Annotated in this window: 15 protein-coding genes and 3 tRNA genes; 6 read left to right on the forward strand and 12 right to left on the reverse strand. The window is 50.6% G+C overall.

Annotated elements, in window-relative coordinates:
• The 6 genes from PPL9_RS33125 to PPL9_RS06650 all read right to left on the reverse strand — a co-directional run.
• Nucleotides 1–588, reverse strand: a 588-nt coding sequence (locus tag PPL9_RS33125; RefSeq protein WP_208989228.1) for a response regulator, incomplete at its 3' end; no start/stop codon positions are given.
• Between the two features lie 24 nt (nt 589–612).
• Nucleotides 613–978 carry a response regulator gene (locus PPL9_RS06630; protein ID WP_057461955.1) on the reverse strand — a complete coding sequence of 122 codons (366 nt, stop codon included), beginning with the start codon at nt 976–978 and terminating at the stop codon, nt 613–615.
• Between the two features lie 31 nt (nt 979–1,009).
• Nucleotides 1,010–1,507 carry a chemotaxis protein CheW gene (locus tag PPL9_RS06635; protein WP_057461956.1) on the reverse strand — a complete coding sequence of 166 codons (498 nt, stop codon included), beginning with the start codon at nt 1,505–1,507 and terminating at the stop codon, nt 1,010–1,012.
• Nucleotides 1,504–4,257 (reverse strand): hybrid sensor histidine kinase/response regulator, encoded by a 2,754-nt coding sequence (locus tag PPL9_RS06640; RefSeq protein ID WP_057461957.1) that lies wholly within the window; start codon nt 4,255–4,257, stop codon nt 1,504–1,506. Before PPL9_RS06640 ends, PPL9_RS06635 begins: the two co-directional genes overlap by 4 nt.
• Nucleotides 4,258–4,406: 149 nt before the next feature.
• Nucleotides 4,407–5,063 carry a histidine phosphotransferase family protein gene (locus tag PPL9_RS06645; RefSeq protein WP_057461958.1) on the reverse strand — a complete coding sequence of 219 codons (657 nt, stop codon included), beginning with the start codon at nt 5,061–5,063 and terminating at the stop codon, nt 4,407–4,409.
• A 93-nt stretch (nt 5,064–5,156) separates the two neighbouring features.
• Nucleotides 5,157–5,630, reverse strand: coding sequence for a hypothetical protein (locus PPL9_RS06650; protein WP_208987756.1), 474 nt, complete (start codon nt 5,628–5,630; stop codon nt 5,157–5,159).
• Between the two features lie 242 nt (nt 5,631–5,872).
• On the opposite strand from PPL9_RS06650, the gene PPL9_RS06655 reads away from it, so the two are divergent.
• Nucleotides 5,873–6,469: a DUF1134 domain-containing protein gene (locus PPL9_RS06655; protein WP_108819076.1), complete on the forward strand. Its 597-nt coding sequence runs from the start codon at nt 5,873–5,875 to the stop codon at nt 6,467–6,469.
• Between the two features lie 105 nt (nt 6,470–6,574).
• The gene (locus tag PPL9_RS06660; protein ID WP_057461960.1) at nt 6,575–7,894 is read left to right on the forward strand and encodes a hypothetical protein; all 1,320 of its coding nucleotides are present in this window, start codon (nt 6,575–6,577) and stop codon (nt 7,892–7,894) included.
• Between the two features lie 167 nt (nt 7,895–8,061).
• Here the strand turns inward: PPL9_RS06660 and PPL9_RS06665 are convergent, their stop codons facing one another.
• A complete protein-coding gene (locus PPL9_RS06665) occupies nt 8,062–8,874 on the reverse strand; it encodes a DeoR/GlpR family DNA-binding transcription regulator (RefSeq protein ID WP_057461961.1) in 813 nt (270 codons plus the stop codon).
• A 304-nt stretch (nt 8,875–9,178) separates the two neighbouring features.
• Between PPL9_RS06665 and PPL9_RS06670 the strand changes: the two genes are divergently transcribed.
• On the forward strand, nt 9,179–9,436 hold the full coding sequence (locus PPL9_RS06670) for a hypothetical protein (protein ID WP_057461962.1): 258 nt from the start codon (nt 9,179–9,181) through the stop codon (nt 9,434–9,436).
• A 193-nt stretch (nt 9,437–9,629) separates the two neighbouring features.
• Here the strand turns inward: PPL9_RS06670 and PPL9_RS06675 are convergent.
• The 4 genes from PPL9_RS06675 to PPL9_RS06690 form a co-directional block, all read right to left on the reverse strand.
• Nucleotides 9,630–9,704 (reverse strand) — tRNA-Glu (locus tag PPL9_RS06675).
• A 71-nt stretch (nt 9,705–9,775) separates the two neighbouring features.
• A tRNA-Glu gene (locus tag PPL9_RS06680) sits at nt 9,776–9,850 on the reverse strand.
• Nucleotides 9,851–9,922: 72 nt separating this feature from the next.
• Nucleotides 9,923–9,997 (reverse strand) — tRNA-Glu (locus PPL9_RS06685).
• Nucleotides 9,998–10,087: 90 nt separating this feature from the next.
• Nucleotides 10,088–10,444 carry a hypothetical protein gene (locus PPL9_RS06690; protein WP_057461963.1) on the reverse strand — a complete coding sequence of 119 codons (357 nt, stop codon included), beginning with the start codon at nt 10,442–10,444 and terminating at the stop codon, nt 10,088–10,090.
• Here PPL9_RS06690 and PPL9_RS06695 point away from each other — a divergent pair.
• The 3 genes from PPL9_RS06695 to PPL9_RS06705 all read left to right on the forward strand — a co-directional run bounded on the left by PPL9_RS06695 (nt 10,443) and on the right by PPL9_RS06705 (nt 14,861).
• A complete protein-coding gene (locus PPL9_RS06695; protein WP_057461964.1) occupies nt 10,443–11,492 on the forward strand; it encodes an RluA family pseudouridine synthase in 1,050 nt (349 codons plus the stop codon). The genes PPL9_RS06690 and PPL9_RS06695 overlap by 2 nt on opposite strands.
• Before the next feature lie 150 nt (nt 11,493–11,642).
• The gene (rpoH, locus tag PPL9_RS06700; protein ID WP_057461965.1) at nt 11,643–12,536 is read left to right on the forward strand and encodes an RNA polymerase sigma factor RpoH; all 894 of its coding nucleotides are present in this window, start codon (nt 11,643–11,645) and stop codon (nt 12,534–12,536) included.
• A gap of 261 nt (nt 12,537–12,797) precedes the next feature.
• Entirely contained in the window at nt 12,798–14,861 is a 2,064-nt protein-coding gene (locus PPL9_RS06705; RefSeq protein WP_057461966.1) for a CHASE2 domain-containing protein, read from the forward strand.
• Between the two features lie 72 nt (nt 14,862–14,933).
• On the opposite strand, the gene PPL9_RS06710 is transcribed toward PPL9_RS06705, so the two are convergent.
• A complete protein-coding gene (locus PPL9_RS06710) occupies nt 14,934–15,872 on the reverse strand; it encodes an ABC transporter substrate-binding protein (protein ID WP_057461967.1) in 939 nt (312 codons plus the stop codon).
• Between the last annotated feature and the right edge of the window lie 21 nt (nt 15,873–15,893).

Below are 15,893 nucleotides of genomic sequence, written 5' to 3' on the forward strand. Positions count from 1 at the left end.
AGGACGTCGCAACGCGGCGCGCGCTTCAGTTCTCTCAGTAAGGGCATCATTCCGTTTTTTGTGCGGATCATTGACGATCTCAGCACGCATTCTGCGAACAGGTTCTGCTGTGGTTCTGGTCCGCTTAACGCGCTTCCCACCGCGCCCAAGCAACCGCAATTTTTCCAGCAATTCTCTCTGAAACTCAACCGCGCCAGCCGTTTGGCCAGTCGTTTCAGGCTTGGCGACATAATCGGTGGCACCAAGAGAAAGAGCCTTCAAACTCACTTCAGCATTCCGGCGCGTCAGCGTGGACGCCATCACAATGATAAGATCGCGTTTTTTCTCAAGAAGTTTAGGAAGAGCTGTCAGGCCATCCATCACGGGCATTTCAACATCCAGCACAACCACATCAGGGTTGCTGCGCTCAATGTCTTTTACAGCCAATTCGCCATTACGGTGGGTTGCAGCAACTTCCAGCTCAGGATCAGCTTCAATCCACCTGCTGAAAAGCCCACGAATAACAACGGAATCGTCTACGACCATGACCCGGATAGGTGCCATCTGACCAGATCTCTCTGACTTCGGCTCCTCAACTTTTGCATACATGCCCAGCCGGCCCATATCCATTACTTAGACCAATCCAACTTCCTGAAATTTCGCTGAAAGAATCTCCCGATCAAACGGTTTCATAATGTATTCGTTCGCACCAGCCCGGATCGCCTTGGTGATATGAGCAACGTCGTTCTCTGTCGTACAGAAAACAACAATTGGGTCTTCCCCACCGTCTTCCTCACGAAGCTTGGCCAAAAACTCCAGCCCGTCCATGACAGGCATATTCCAGTCCAACAGAACCGCATCCGGCATTGACGCTTTACAAGCATCAAGTGCCTTCTGTCCGTCCTCGGCCTCGGTGATTTCAAATCCAATGTCCTCCAGAATGCGGCGGGCCACTTTGCGGATTACGCTGGAATCGTCAACAACCAGACACTTTTTCATTAAATCGGCTCTCTCGCTTCGAAGGTATGCTTTACGCAGCTTTAGGTTCAATCAGGGAGCTGAGCAGACGGTCCACGTCAAGAACCACCATCAATCGCCCGTCCAGACGATGAACCCCGCCAGAAATTTCGGCCCAACGGAAATCAAGGTTGGATGGGTTTGCTTCCATCTCGTTTCTTGGCAAGTTGAGTACCTCTCCTACGGCATCAATAACAAGGCCATAGGACTCCCCTTTGTACTCAATACCAACAGCCATCATGCCTTGGTCAGCATCATTTGGCTTGAGATGAAGCTTACGACGCATATTGATAGCAGTTACAATGCGTCCACGCAGGTTCAACACCCCTTCCACTTCAGGCGGAGCCAAAGGAACCTGCGTTACTTTTTCAGGCACAAAAACATCATGCACCTGCGAAATCGGCAGACCGAACAACTGGCTGCCAATCACAACAGTCACATACTGGATGTGATCGGCGCTGCCCTGACGGTTGTCATCACCGTCGACTGTGGTGAGTTTATGAGCGGTCATGCTGCAACCCCGAATTCATTGGTCAAAACATCTTTGAGCGCTGCCAACAGACCAGGACGGTCAAACTTGGCCACATAGTCATCGAACCCGGCCTGACGGCCTTTTTCGATAGAAGCCGGCGTCACAACAGCAGAAAGCGCGATGATTGGCATATGACGGAAGCGGGTATCACGGCGCAGGCTCTCACAGAACTCATAGCCACTGATGTCCGGCATTTCGATATCAGTCACAATCGCAGCAAAGTCGGTGCCTTTTTCCATCAACTCGTAGCCACTTTGGGCACTGGAGCAAACAGTAACATCGTAACCAGCAGCTTTCAGAACAGGTGTCAGCATGTTGCGGAAGAAGGCACTGTCATCGAGGAAGAGAAGTTTTCTCACCTTTGTGATCGTATCAATTTCCTTGCGCATGAACCAGTCATCAAAGGCCAATGGCAGGTAATGGCCAAGGTCAATAACTTCAGTTGCACGCTCGCGAATGATTGCAGAACCAAGTACACCCTGACGCTCAGATACCACTTCGATTGTCATCCGGTCTTCAACAATGTCTACGATCTGATCAACAACCAGACCCATTGAACGACCATTGTCAGAGAACACCAGCATCGGCTGAGTTCCCTCAGACTTATGACGATCACCCTCATTTACGTAGACCAACGGCATCAGCGAACCACGGTACTGCACCAGATCACGGCCATTGGAGTGTTCGATCTTGTTAACATCGAATTCTTCAAGGCGTGTCACCAGCGACAGCGGCACAGCTTTCGGCTCTTCAGAACCAGCACGGAACAGCAGCAGTGAAATTGGAGCATCAGCGTCAATCACATGAGCTTCCGCATTTTCGTACTCATCTTCAACTGTATCGCTCAGAGTGCCAGAAGCATGGCTTGCCATTGCACTTGCAACACCGTTCGGATCAATGATCATGATCACAGAACCATCACCGAGAATGGTGTTACCGGAGAACATGTTGATGTTGCGGAGCATGGAAGACATAGGCTTCACAACGATCTCTTCGGTGTGGAACACACCATCAACAACAACACCGAAGGACTGGCTACCGACCTGCATCACAACGATAAAGCCGTTGTCTTCATCAAGGTCAGCCTCTTCAGTCTGACCAAGCAGTTCCGACATATGCACCAGTGGCAACAACTTACTGCGCAGGCGCAGGACAGGTCGGTCTTTAAGCCGCTCAATGCGATGTTCAGAGTTAGACTGAACACGAACCAGTTCAACAACGGACAGCTGTGGGATCGCATAACGGTCACCACCAGCTTCCACGATCAGTGTGGAGACAATGGCAAGTGTCAGCGGAATCTTGATGATGAAGCTGGAACCACGTCCTGGTGTCGAGCGCAGATCAATAGAGCCACCAATGAGCTCAACATTGTTGCGCACAACATCCATACCAACGCCACGACCAGACACACTGGTCACGTTAGTCGCGGTAGAGAAGCCAGCAGCAAAGATAAACTTGTAGATCTGATGATCTACCATCTTTTCAAGTTCAGCTTCGGTGGTCACACCATTCTTAAGCGCTTTTTCCTTGATCTTCTCAAGGTTCAGACCACGACCATCATCCTTCACCTCGATGATGATATGTCCGCCTTCATGATAAGCAGAAAGGGTGATGTTACCCTTCTCAGGCTTACCAGCAGCCACACGATCTGCAGGATCTTCCAGACCGTGGTCGGCAGAGTTACGGATCATATGTGTCAGCGGATCTTTGATGAGTTCCAGAACCTGACGATCAAGCTCTGTTTCCGCACCAATCATCTCAAGACCGATAGGCTTATCAAGTTCCTGAGAGAGATCGCGAACAATACGTGGAAGCTTCTGCCATGCATTCCCGATTGGCTGCATGCGGGTCTTCATAACCCCTTCCTGCAACTCACCGGTAACGTTGGACAAACGCTGAAGTGGAACTTTGAATTCGCTGTCTTCATGACGACGAACAATTTCCAGAAGCTGGTTGCGTGTCAGCACCAGTTCAGAAACCATCGTCATCAGGTGTTCCAAAGTCTCAACATTCACACGAATAGACTGGTTGGAAACACCCTGACTGGATGCCTTACCCTTAGCGCTTGGATTCTTCGGCTTGGCAACTTCTTTCTGAGAAGTCTTCGCTTCCGAAAAATTAGGAGCAGCAGCGCCAACTGGCTCGCCGTCTTCCTCAGTTTCTTCTTCAACTGCAGGCAGCTCAATCTCAACTTCAGCTTCCTGAAAAGCGCGTTCAAGATCATCAAGAGAAACTTCACCAGGACGCAGAGGCCGCTCCAGCACCTGATAGATGTCGGTACCGACTTCTTCCTCAGCAGCTTTTTCTTCCGCCATCGCTGCCGCCATTTCGTCAGCCATGTCGTCATTGTCAGCGCTTAAGGAAAGGCGTTCCAGCTCATCAATCAAATCACGGTCCGTGCCATCAGGCTCAGCACCGTTTGCAGCCTCAAGATCCGCAAGAATATCTTTAATGCGATCAATAGAAGCGAGGACAAGTGTTACCGCTTCGTGTGTCACAGGAACACCATCGCGGAACTTGCCCATCAGGGTTTCAGCAGCATGAGCAATCGCTTCCAGACGCGGCAGGCCCAAAAACCCACAGGTGCCTTTGATTGTATGCACTAACCTGAAAATGTTATTTAGAATGGTGGCGTTATTCGGCTCTTGCTCGAACTTCACCAACTCAACATCTACAACATCCAGGCTTTCATTGGTCTCAGTGAGAAACTCTCTGAGAAGATCGTCCATGGCCCGCACCCACTCAATGCTTAGGGGAGCCTCAAAAACCGAGACTCCTAAATTTCACTAAGGTTGAGTGTTAAGCGAAACGGTTAACATAGGTTGAAAGATTGTAAGATTCATCCAACCTACAATAACTGGTTGTTTTTGACAGAGGATCAGACAGACTCTGAAACTTGAGTATTTGCCTTGCATATGACGGCATCACCGTCTTTCAGGAGCTCGATATTTAGACCCGCTTCACCTGCCAACAAAACCGCATAGATCGGTTGAACAGTGTGGGCATCAATGCGTTCTGGCTCCTGACCAGAAAGAATCTCACTTACAACCTGAGGGATTCGCGCATTCGTCCCTTCAGCTTTAAGGAGAAAGTTCGGAGCACCCTCATCCCCTTCCATACTGATGGTAATGGTACCACCCCGTGGAACACACTGATTCATGAGTAGCAGCAGATTCAAAATCAGTTTGACCTGATTCTTGGGCAGAAGCAGGCGTGGCATGGTCCACTCCAGATTCGCCTTTTCATTGCTCATGTATCCAGTCGCTACTTCCTGCGCATCGCCCAGATCGATTGAAGCACCGGCAGATCCGGCAGCGCCAAAAGCAAGACGGGCAAACTGAAGTTTTGCAGAAGCCTGACGCGCTGACTTACGGATGAGATCCATCGCAAAGTCTGCCATGTCCTCATTGCCTTCTTCATCCAGCACTTCCAGACCGTTCGTGATCGCCCCGACTGGTGAAATGATGTCGTGGCACACACGGCTTGCGACGAGTGCGGCAAGATCAAGAGATGACAAATCTTTAAATACTGACATAACCGCTCCAGAACTTTGGCCAATAGGCCCTATGATTGATTCGAGATGTGGCGAAAAAGGTACAATCCTGCTGGTTTAATTCCAAGCTGGACATCATTGATATGGACCGCATTTTACATCGCGTGCACGACTTTGTGCCTTCGCGAGCAAACTCTCTGGTGCTGTCAGAAACAAAGCCCGGTGTTCACGGCTCTGAAACAGCAATAATCGCTGGTTATAAACAAGGTAGATTTTCGCCAATCCCTCAGCTCGGTAGCCTTGCGCAAGTGAGAGAGCATCGCATCCCTGAAATAATGGGGCATAGACCTCCGGAGCATGCCGAAAAGCGTCTCGGTTGCCCTCATTGGAAAACGCCCAAACCCGTCCACCCCAGGACAGCGTCAGGTCTTCACGCCCCTTTTCAGGAGTTTCCGAGACCTGATAGGTCACAGGATCACACATGGAGAGCGTGTAGGTGAACCGCTCTTGCGCACCTGCAAAAACTGAGGTGGCACACAAAAAAACGATAGAACTCCATAGAATTTTGCCCGTTTGCGCAAATTTTCTGTAGAAAACCTCAGAAATCATGGGAATGTCCATCCAGAGTCCGAATCACCTGCATTAACTAAACGAGCAAGTTCGACAACTGATACAAAATTCATGACTGCAGGCCAACGGGATGTACATCATTTACCCAGCTATACCATAATAACCACTAGGTAGATGTAAGACACAATAACTTGTTGTACCTAAAAGTTGCACTATGCCCTTAACATTTGAATTGCTCTGAACAATCCAAATTCTCGGGTTTCTTAGAAGGAGACGTTGGCATGATGACGAGCCTGTTCGCCAATCTGCGCAACAAAGCTGCAATCGTCCTTTGCGCCAGTTTCGCACTGCTGGCGCTCAATACACATTCATTTGCGCAATCATCCGTTGATCAGTCGCGCTACCACCAAAAAGATATCATCACGGCAGGTGGCGAATTTTTCGGTTCCATCTCCACCGGCCTCGCAAAGGTTGTTGAGCGTGCAGTTCAGCAGTACGGCGAACCAAACGGATATATCCTGGGGCAGGAAGGCTCAGCAGCGTTCTTCGCCGGCGCTGCTTATGGCGAAGGTACACTGTACACTCGCAACGCTGGCAACCATCAGATCTTCTGGCAAGGTCCATCCCTGGGCTTTGATGTTGGCGGTGACGGCGCCCGCGTTATGATGCTGGTCTACGATCTGCCAAGTGTCGATGCCATCTATCGCCGCTATGTTGGCGCTAAGGGCTCAGCCTACCTTGTCGGCGGCTTCGGCATGCAGGTTCTGTCCAACAACGATATCTTCGTTGTGCCTGTTCGTGCAGGCGTTGGCGCTCGCCTTGGCCTCAACATGGGCTATTTGAAATTTACTAGGAAGCCAACATGGAATCCTTTCTGATATAACTAACCCTGCGTTAGTTATATTTTGGCAAGTTAGTGTGTGAGAGAATGCGCTTAAGTCTGCGGCAGTCCCTCACACCGTTCAACAGATCAGGCATAGTTTGTGATTGAAATTGCACTATACATTGCACTGGGTTTCTTCCTCGCGAGCATTCTAGCGCTCGCCGCCCTCCCCTTTATCTGGGGCCGTGCTGTACGCCTCACGCGGAAAGCGATTGAGACGTCCAACCCCATAAGCTATGCCCGTGCCACAATGGCAAAAGACGCGTTACGCGCTCAACATGCCATTGCGATCCGTCAGATGGAGGTGCGCCTCGAAGGGATGACGGAAAAACTCGCTGAGAACGCATCTGCCCGTTCAGCAGCTGAAGCCCAACTTGCCGAGCTCAAAGAAGAGCTCAGCGTTGTTCAGCTCAAATCAGCCCGCGAGCGGAAGAACATGGCTCAGAAAGCAACACGCTTCCTCCGCCGTAGAAATCCATCCGAGCCGATCCCGTTCTCTGCAGATGATCGCATCACGACAGAACCCGAAGCAGAAGTTCAGGATGAAGCTGCAGCACAAACTGCAGATCAGACCACGTCCGCTGAGATCATCCAACTCAGCAAACAGGCTGCTGCGGATAAAACACGTGAGCTGGATGCAGAGCTGAAAGAAGAAGAAGTTGCAACCAAACCGATAGGTCCAATCGATACCTCGGACCTACAGGACATGGACAACCCTCTGGCAGAACTGGCAACACAGATCTCCCAGCAAGTTTCGGAAATGACTGCTGAGTCTGAAACCAAACATCAGCCAACATCTCCAGCAGAAGCCGCCGAACTGGCCTCGCGGTCTTTCACAAAATTGAAGAGCCGTTATGGTTCGCTGGAACGAGAGCGCGATAACCTAAAGCACGCGCTTCAACTCGAAAAAGCGGCAAATGAAAAAACTGCCAAGCGCAGCACCAGGAATCCGAACATAAAAACGCCCGAGCCTATGAAAAGCCTAGAAAACGATCTGGACGAAGCAAAGAAAACCATCGAGCAGCTGACAAAGCAGCTTGAGGAGAGAGCAAACAGTTCCTCTAAGATCGAAGAAGCCGTCGATCTGCGCAATGAACTGAAAGATTTGGCGGCTCAGATCACAGCGAAGGCAATCTCGGAGAACCCACCACTCTCTGAAAAGTACGACGAAGTCCTGAACGATCTCAGCACGATCGCCGCAGGTGCTCCAAAGGCAGACGCACCAAAGCCGAAACCGACACGTGCCAAGCGCGCACCAGCAAAGCCTCGCACCCGTAAGCCAGCTGCAGCAAGTAAGACAGCCGCGTCAAAAAGCACTCCGGCTGCAAAGGCCGATGATGCAGCACCCGCGCCCCAGTCCGATAAAAATCTGGCGGAGCGTATCGCAGACGCTAGAAAAACCGGAAGCTCGAGCGGTTAAACCCAAATAACTTGATCCAAAGACAAAGGCGCCAAAAGGCGCTTTTTTTTTGTTTCTTGCAGATCGATCCCGGTTTACGGATAAGAATACGCGGAAAATATAGAGTTAGAGCTTGATGTGTGAATGCGCATGAACTCGACGCGCTCTACACAGCTCCAAGCAGAGGCTTAAGCCTCTGTCGTACTTCGCGAGCCACTACCCGACTCATTCTGAGCCTTACCAGCCACTTCAACCAATCGCACCTCATTGTCAGCCAGCAGCTGCCGGTAGTCCTGAGAAACCAGAGTGTCCGTCACAAACGTATCCACCTGAGCAATATGGCCGATGCGGACAGGCGCCGAACGCTCGAACTTTGTCTGATCAGCCACCAGAATAACGTGCCGTGCGTTCTCAATGATCGCCTGTGCCACGCGCACCTCACGATAATCATAATCCAGAAGCGCTCCGTCACGATCCAGAGCAGAAACACCGATCACAGCATAATCAACCTTAAACTGGCGAATAAAATCTGCAGCCGCCTCACCAACAATGCCGCCGTCAGTTGCGCGCACCAGCCCACCAGAAATGATGACCTCATTTTCTGAGAACGGGCGCAGCGTACTCGCGACATTAAGGTTATTGGTAATGATCATCAGGCCACTGCGCTGGATGAGTGCCCGCGCAACCGCCTCTGTGGTCGTTCCGATATTCACGAACAAAGAAGCTCGATCCGGGATCAGGTCCGCTGCCGCCTGCCCGATAATCTCTTTTTCTTTGCCTGCCAGATCTTTACGAGCAGAGTAGCCAAGGTTTTCAACGCCAAATGCCAAAAGTGCGCCACCATGCACACGGGTCAGCAGTCCTTGGTCACTCAACTCTTTCAGATCTTTACGTATTGTCTGAGGAGACACAGAAAACCGTGTGGCAAGTTCATCAACTTCCACCTTCCCGGTCTCTCGGGCAATATCAAGAATAGAGTTGTGGCGCGAAACCAGCATCATGAAACAAGTCCGATAATTTTTTTGTACATTGCCATCAGTCTATAATCTGCGATGTTTCACAGTACTATAGCCAAAAGCACAGAAGCATCCAGACGACTATTAGATGAGTTCAAAACAAAAGTCCTCTTGCCTCTGCTCCCCTACTCTTAGTACTAATACGTCACAAAAAGGGGACAAGCTGCAACTTTTTCCATCTTTGTCATGATACCGCCCAAAGAAGCCCGTTAAAGCTCACGCGGATCAATACACTGTCTTATCAAAGTTCAGCTAAAAAAGCGAAGAGGGACAAACTGTGACTCGCGTAATGGAACGACCACACAGTGCCAATAGGTTTGCTGGCAAGAAACCGGCTGCACTGAAAAGCAAACTCCAGACTGCTGAGGCTCGCATCGAAGTTCTTGATGACATCGATGCCCTGAAAGAAATGAATGCTCAACTCAGCGAAAGTCTGGCAAAAACCGTTAGCAATGAATCTCAGACAGACGAAAAACTCTGGGCTGATGTTGACGGGGACAAAGAAGACCATCACCTGGGTGCAGGACTAAACGGCCGCTGGTTCTAAATCGCGCCCCAGGACTGCCTGCTGCAAAACACCAACTCGCAATCTCGAAGTGCTGCATCCCCCCATCTAGGGGAACCAAGACCACATCTTCTTCTTTGCAAAATCGCGGATCATATGGCTCAGATACAACGCATACGTCGTGAGAAAAACTCTTCGCGCAGATTTATCAAAGATGTATTGGGGAGATAAGAAGTGGTACGCCCAAGGGGAATCGAACCCCTGTTTCCGCCGTGAAAGGGCGGCGTCCTAACCGCTAGACGATGGGCGCTCACAAAGTGAGAAAACTCTTTCAAGCTCTGTCTTCGAGCAGATAACCGCTCGGCATTGAGAAGACAACTATGGTACGCCCAAGGGGAATCGAACCCCTGTTTCCGCCGTGAAAGGGCGGCGTCCTAACCGCTAGACGATGGGCGCTCACATAGTGAGAAGACTTTTCATAGTCTTGTCTTCAAACAGATAACTGCCTGGTATCGCAATAGAAGCCTTTGGTACGCCCAAGGGGAATCGAACCCCTGTTTCCGCCGTGAAAGGGCGGCGTCCTAACCGCTAGACGATGGGCGCCTAGGCTTCGCTTTCGCGATGGACGGGGGTATATTGGCTAATCCCCCGCTTGGCAAGCCCCCTCCTTGAAAGAAAAGGGGGTTTATCCACCTATCTCGCAACAAAATCCGTACGTGCGATTTTTCGTCCGGTGACAGGATCAACATAGACAAGAGCCTGCGTCGGACCTTCTTTGATCAGCATCACCAGATTTCCGTCCATCTGAGTAACAGATATAACCTGTGCTTCAGGGCCAATCGCAATTGTTGCAGCAATACTATCTGCGCTAACATTGGAATTGCCGGCGTTAATCTTATAGAAGATAGCCGCAAAGACAGCTAATAAGCCAAGCACCATGACAAGGCTTGATCCCATCAGGAGGCGACGTAACTTCCCTTGAAGCCTCAAAGCTGCTGGATCAAGTTCGTTCTGTACAGTCTCATCGCTGTCAGTATTAGGATCACGCATGAACGATAAATCTCCTGAGGGCACCCAGCCACTCACAAACTCTGTAATTGCCGACGAGCAGCAACCAACAGTCATCACTCCGGAGCCGGAAGATACCGGTCGCCGCTTGGATGCTGTGCTTGCTGCGCATATAGATGACTTCAGTCGCAACCGACTTCAAGCCTTGATCCGGGCTGGTCAGGTTCAAATTGGCCAGCGCACGGTGTTGGAGCCTAAATATAGAGTCTGTGCCGGAGATACAATCACTCTTATTGTTCCAGAGCCGGAAGACGCAGAACCGCAACCAGAGGACATCCCGCTCAATATCGTTTTTGAGGATGACGACCTGATCGTCATCGACAAACCTGCGGGCCTTGTTGTGCATCCAGGTGCCGGAAACCCAACGGGCACACTGGTCAACGCCTTGATTCACCACTGCGGTTCATCTTTGTCTGGTATTGGCGGCGTCAAGCGCCCTGGCATCGTTCATCGCATCGATAAAGACACAACAGGTCTGCTCGTTGTTGCTAAAAACGACATGGCCCATCAGGGCCTCGCAGCTCAGTTTGCCGACCATGGCAAAACCGGCCCACTGGAGCGCGCTTATAAGGCTCTTGTCTGGGGTGCCCCAACAGCACCAAAAGGCACAGTAGACGCCAACCTTGCCCGCTCAACGGCAAACCGGCAGAAAATCTCGGTGCTGAAAACCGGCGGTCGCCACGCCATCACTCACTGGCAGGTGCAGGAACGGTTTGGCCCTCAGGATGCAGCACCCGTTGCAAGCTTGATCGAGTGCCGTCTGGAAACAGGCAGAACCCACCAGATCCGCGTACACATGTCCCACATCGGAAATCCGCTAATAGGTGATATGGATTACGGTTCCGGGTTCAGAACCAAATACAATAAATTCCAAGAACCACTGAAAACCCAGTTGGCGGATTTCAAGCGACAGGCCCTGCATGCAGGACTATTGGCGTTTGCGCACCCAAGAACGCAGGAATTCATGAAGTTTGAATCGGAGTTACCTGCTGATTTTGCTGGTATTCTTCAATCATTACGAAAAATTTAGGCCAAAAAGATTGCCGATCTGGTAGCGTTTTGGCCACAATGTTCCCATATAGACACTTCAGGTGCGCTTCATCTGAAGGCACCAATGTGTGTTTGCCGAAAAGCCTGATCCTTCGATCAGGCGGGAACACCAAGCAAGGAGGGGTGCTTTATGGCCCGTAACCTACCAGCCCTCACGGGTGGCGAAGGCGGTTTAAGCCGCTATTTAGATGAGATTAGAAAATTCCCGATGCTTCAGCCGCAGGAAGAGTACATGCTCGCCAAGCGCTACCGGGAACACGACGAACCAAAAGCTGCTGAAAGACTTGTAAATTCTCACCTGCGCCTCGTTGCAAAAATTGCAATGGGCTACCGTGGCTATGGCTTGCCTCTGGGCGAAGTTATCTCAGAAGGTAACGTCGGTCTGATGCAGGCTGTAAAACGCTTTGAGCCGGACAAAGGCTTCCGCCTGGCAACCTACGCCATGTGGTGGATCAAGGCTTCCATTCAGGAATACATCCTGCGCACATGGTCGCTCGTTAAAATGGGTACCACAGCAAACCAGAAGCGCCTGTTCTTCAACCTGCGTCGCGTCAAAGGCAAAATTCAGGCGTTTGAAGATGGTGATCTGCGTCCGGATCAGGTCCAGCACATTGCGACAACTCTCGGTGTAACCGAGAAAGAAGTTGTTTCCATGAACCGCCGTCTGGGTGGCGACTCTTCCCTGAACGCACCTCTGCGCTCCAGCGAAGGTGAATCCAGTGAGTGGCAGGATTGGCTCGTGGATGATGCCGAGAGTCAGGAAGCTGTACTGGCTGAGCAGGAAGAATACGATGTCCGCCGCGATATGCTGAAAAACGCAATGGGCGTACTGAACGAGCGCGAGACCCGCATTTTTGAAGCTCGTCGACTTTCTGAAAGCCCGATCACTCTGGAAGAACTCTCGACCGAGTTTGGCGTAAGCCGCGAGCGTGTACGCCAGATTGAAGTGCGTGCTTTTGAGAAGGTTCAAAAGGCCGTTCAGGAAAGCGCCATGGCAATGGCAGGTCATGAGGCAGGTGCATAAAGTGTGCTCCCCTCACGGGGCTACCGATTTCTCAGGTAAGGCTAAAACTTAAAGCAACTCGCTCAGTCAACACGACAGCAAAGTGCTTTAAGATGTCCAGCTGCATAAAAGTTGAGTTGAATTAACTTAAAATACAAATCAACTGTAGGAACACCCTTTTAAATAAACAGCTAAGCTTGTCGTCCCCTCAGAGCTTTCCTAAGGTTAATGATGAGGGGAATTTATGTGAGTTGGATCACTTCCCCTTTTGGGGGGAATTACATGTTCGGCTCTAGCTGGCTGTCACAAACCAACCGTGCACTTGCAGCGGTTGTATCCTGTCTATTCATTGCAATAGCAGTACTGGTCCGCACCCTATACCCGCAGGTACTGGATAACGTCGGATATCTCAGCCAAAACGCGCTGCAATTGGCATGGCCAAACACAACTTCTACGCCGCCAGTTTACACGATCCATCTTACACCAGAATCAAACCAGCAAACGCAGGAGCCGATATATCAGCGTCTGGAGCTTGCACAAATCCTTCAAAAACTGGGGGAGTATAATCCCAAGCTTCTGATTATAGATGCAGACTTCAGAAAAGCCGATCCGACCTCCCCCACCTTAAGAAGCAGAACCTACGACGATCTGCAGCCCTCATTGCGGGCAATTTATCCAAATCACGACCTGCTCTTACAAACCATCATCTCCCATTACCCAGTCCTGCTCAGCAGACCGTTGAGCGAGGCCGTAGCTGAAAAACCTCCTCTTTCCAACTACATAAGGTTCTCGCAGGCTACAGGGTATCAAAGCGACACCCAATACGCACACGGTTCAAATGCGCTGCTCTATCCACTTCAATTCCAAAGCAACACAGCGCAGTTGCCATCTCTCGCATTAACGGCATGGAGCCTGTCCAATCAGACAAACACCCAACCGTTCCAGGCCATGCAAGCAGAAGATAGCTATCAGCTGAAAAGCACTGATATCCAAATTCCTGTCACTGAAGAGACGGAAATGCTGGTGTTCAAAACAAGCAATGCCAGCAATTTCGTCCTTGCGGCGAGCGATGTCTTAAAGAAGAGAGTATCCTCCAAACTCTGGCCTCCAGCTTCTGGGAGTCAGTTCGTCATAGGCACTCAGGACAGAGGTTCAGAACGACATGCACAGGCACTGCAAACACTTCAGTCTGGCAACTTCCTCAATATCCCTACATGGGTGCAATACGCTGAAATACTGGCATTAATCGGATTTGGTATCGCCGTTGCGATCATATCCGCCACGCAAGGTTTCTGGTTAAGTCTGTCACTTACAGGCGTCGCTGTCTTGGTCATCAACGGAGTTGCATTCCACCAATTCGCTCTGCAAAACACCGTCCTTGAGCCATTCTTCCCATCCTTCGTTGTCCTGCTGATATTCGCTTTCTCCTGCACAATCCGGCGTGTGACATTCAAGAGTCACAGAAACCAAACAACTGAACGATTTGCAGGAATTCTTTCTCCCAAACAAATGCAAAAGGTACTGGCGAAGTCAGAGCAACTCCCTCTGGAGGGTCAGCAACGTGAAATCACGAGCCTCTCGACACGTTTGAGGCACTTTCACCGGTATTATGAGGGTTTGTCTCCTCAGGATCTCGCAGGCTTCTCCAACGGCTTCCAAACAGCTCATCTCGATGAAGTGCATATCCACGATGGTACACTGAACACGCTGAGCACATCCGGCCTGAATGCTTACTGGAACGCACCACTCGATGATCCATTCCATGCTGCCCATGCCTGCCGAGCAGCGATTGAAATGCAGAAGCAAATGAAGCGCTTCAATCTCAAGGACCGGCTCAATTTCAACCAGAAAAATATGAAGGATCACGCGGTCACAATCGATATCGGCATCTCAACCGGACTGGCAACACTTGGCGAAACAGGTACACGGATTCATTTCAGGTACGCCCCACTCGGCAAATGCGTTGATTTAGCAGAAGATTTGGCTCGACATTGCAAAGATGCCGGTCACAGCGTTCTTATGTGCGAAACCACACGCGGTCAGATGCCTGAACTGGCGGCATTGGAGACAATCCCAGTCAAAACCAGTCGTTACCAGATGCGTTCGTTTGCGTTGCTAGGTGATCCGTCGCTCGCCTTCTCAGAAAACTTCCTCAAGCTCAAGAACGTCCACTGCAACATGGTCTTCGCGCTGTTTGAAGAGAATGACAAGAAGAAAGCCCTAACACTGGTAGATGAATGCAAATCACTCTCTGAGGGCGAGTACGACACTATCTATGCTGCTTTTGAGAAATACATCCTCAGCGATCTGGCTCAACACGAAGCGGTCAAGGATGCAGCGCAATAACGGCATTTAGCCTACAAATAAAAAGAGCCCCCGAAACTCGGAGGCTCAAATTTTAGTTTAGACCTATACCGGTTAGCGCAGTTCAACCGCGTAGGTTTCAACTGGAGGCGCTGTTTTAATGAGTCCCTGCTCAATCAGAAAGTTTGCAAACCGTTCATAGCGACCATTGTCCAAAGCAGCTGGGCGGCTGGCAAAACGCGGCAGAGTATCCGCCCAGGCACGCTTGTTCAGCTCATCATCCAGATCTGGATAGACCTCAAGGAAGCTCTTCCAGGAGTCCTGCGGATTATTAAGCAGATAAACGGTAGCCGCCTCAATCGCATTAATGAACTTCTTCAAACGCGGATCATCCAGCTTGTCTTTGTGAGCCACATAAATCAGTTCATCATAGACTGGCACACCGTTCTCTTCAGGATAAAACGCACGGCCTTTCGCACCTTCAATCTCCATCTGGTTCAGCTCGAAGTTACGGTAACCACCAATCACCGCATCAACCTGCCCAGCCATCAGAGATGGTGAGAGCGAAAAGTTTACGTTGATCAGCTCCACATCGTCAGAACTTAGACCTGCATTGGAAAGCATCTTCCCAAGCATGGCGTTCTCAAACCCGGATGTGGAATAACCAATACGTTTGCCTTTCAGGTCTGCAATCTCTTTGATCGGTCCATCTTCCAACACAATCAGTGTGTTCAAAGGCGTAGAGACCAACGTCCCGATCCGCATCAGCGGCATGCCCTCATCAATTTGCGGGTGCAACGTCTGCTGATAGGAGACTGCAATGTCACCCTGCCCTGCTGCAACAAGCTTTGGTGGCATGGAAGGATCAGCAGGCTCAATCAGCTCAACTTCAAGGCCCTCTTTTTCAAAGAAACCCCGCGCCTTGGCAACCACGATTGGTGCATGGTCTGGATTCGCAAACCAATCCAGCAACACAGTCAACTTGTCCGCTGCTTGCACTTGAAGCGTGCTCGCAAGCATTGCCGCACCAAACAGAATACCTAGTTTTTTCATAAGGTTACGTCCTCATACTCT

It is taken from the genome of Pseudovibrio sp. POLY-S9 (assembly GCF_001431305.1).
Lineage (GTDB): Bacteria > Pseudomonadota > Alphaproteobacteria > Rhizobiales > Stappiaceae > Pseudovibrio.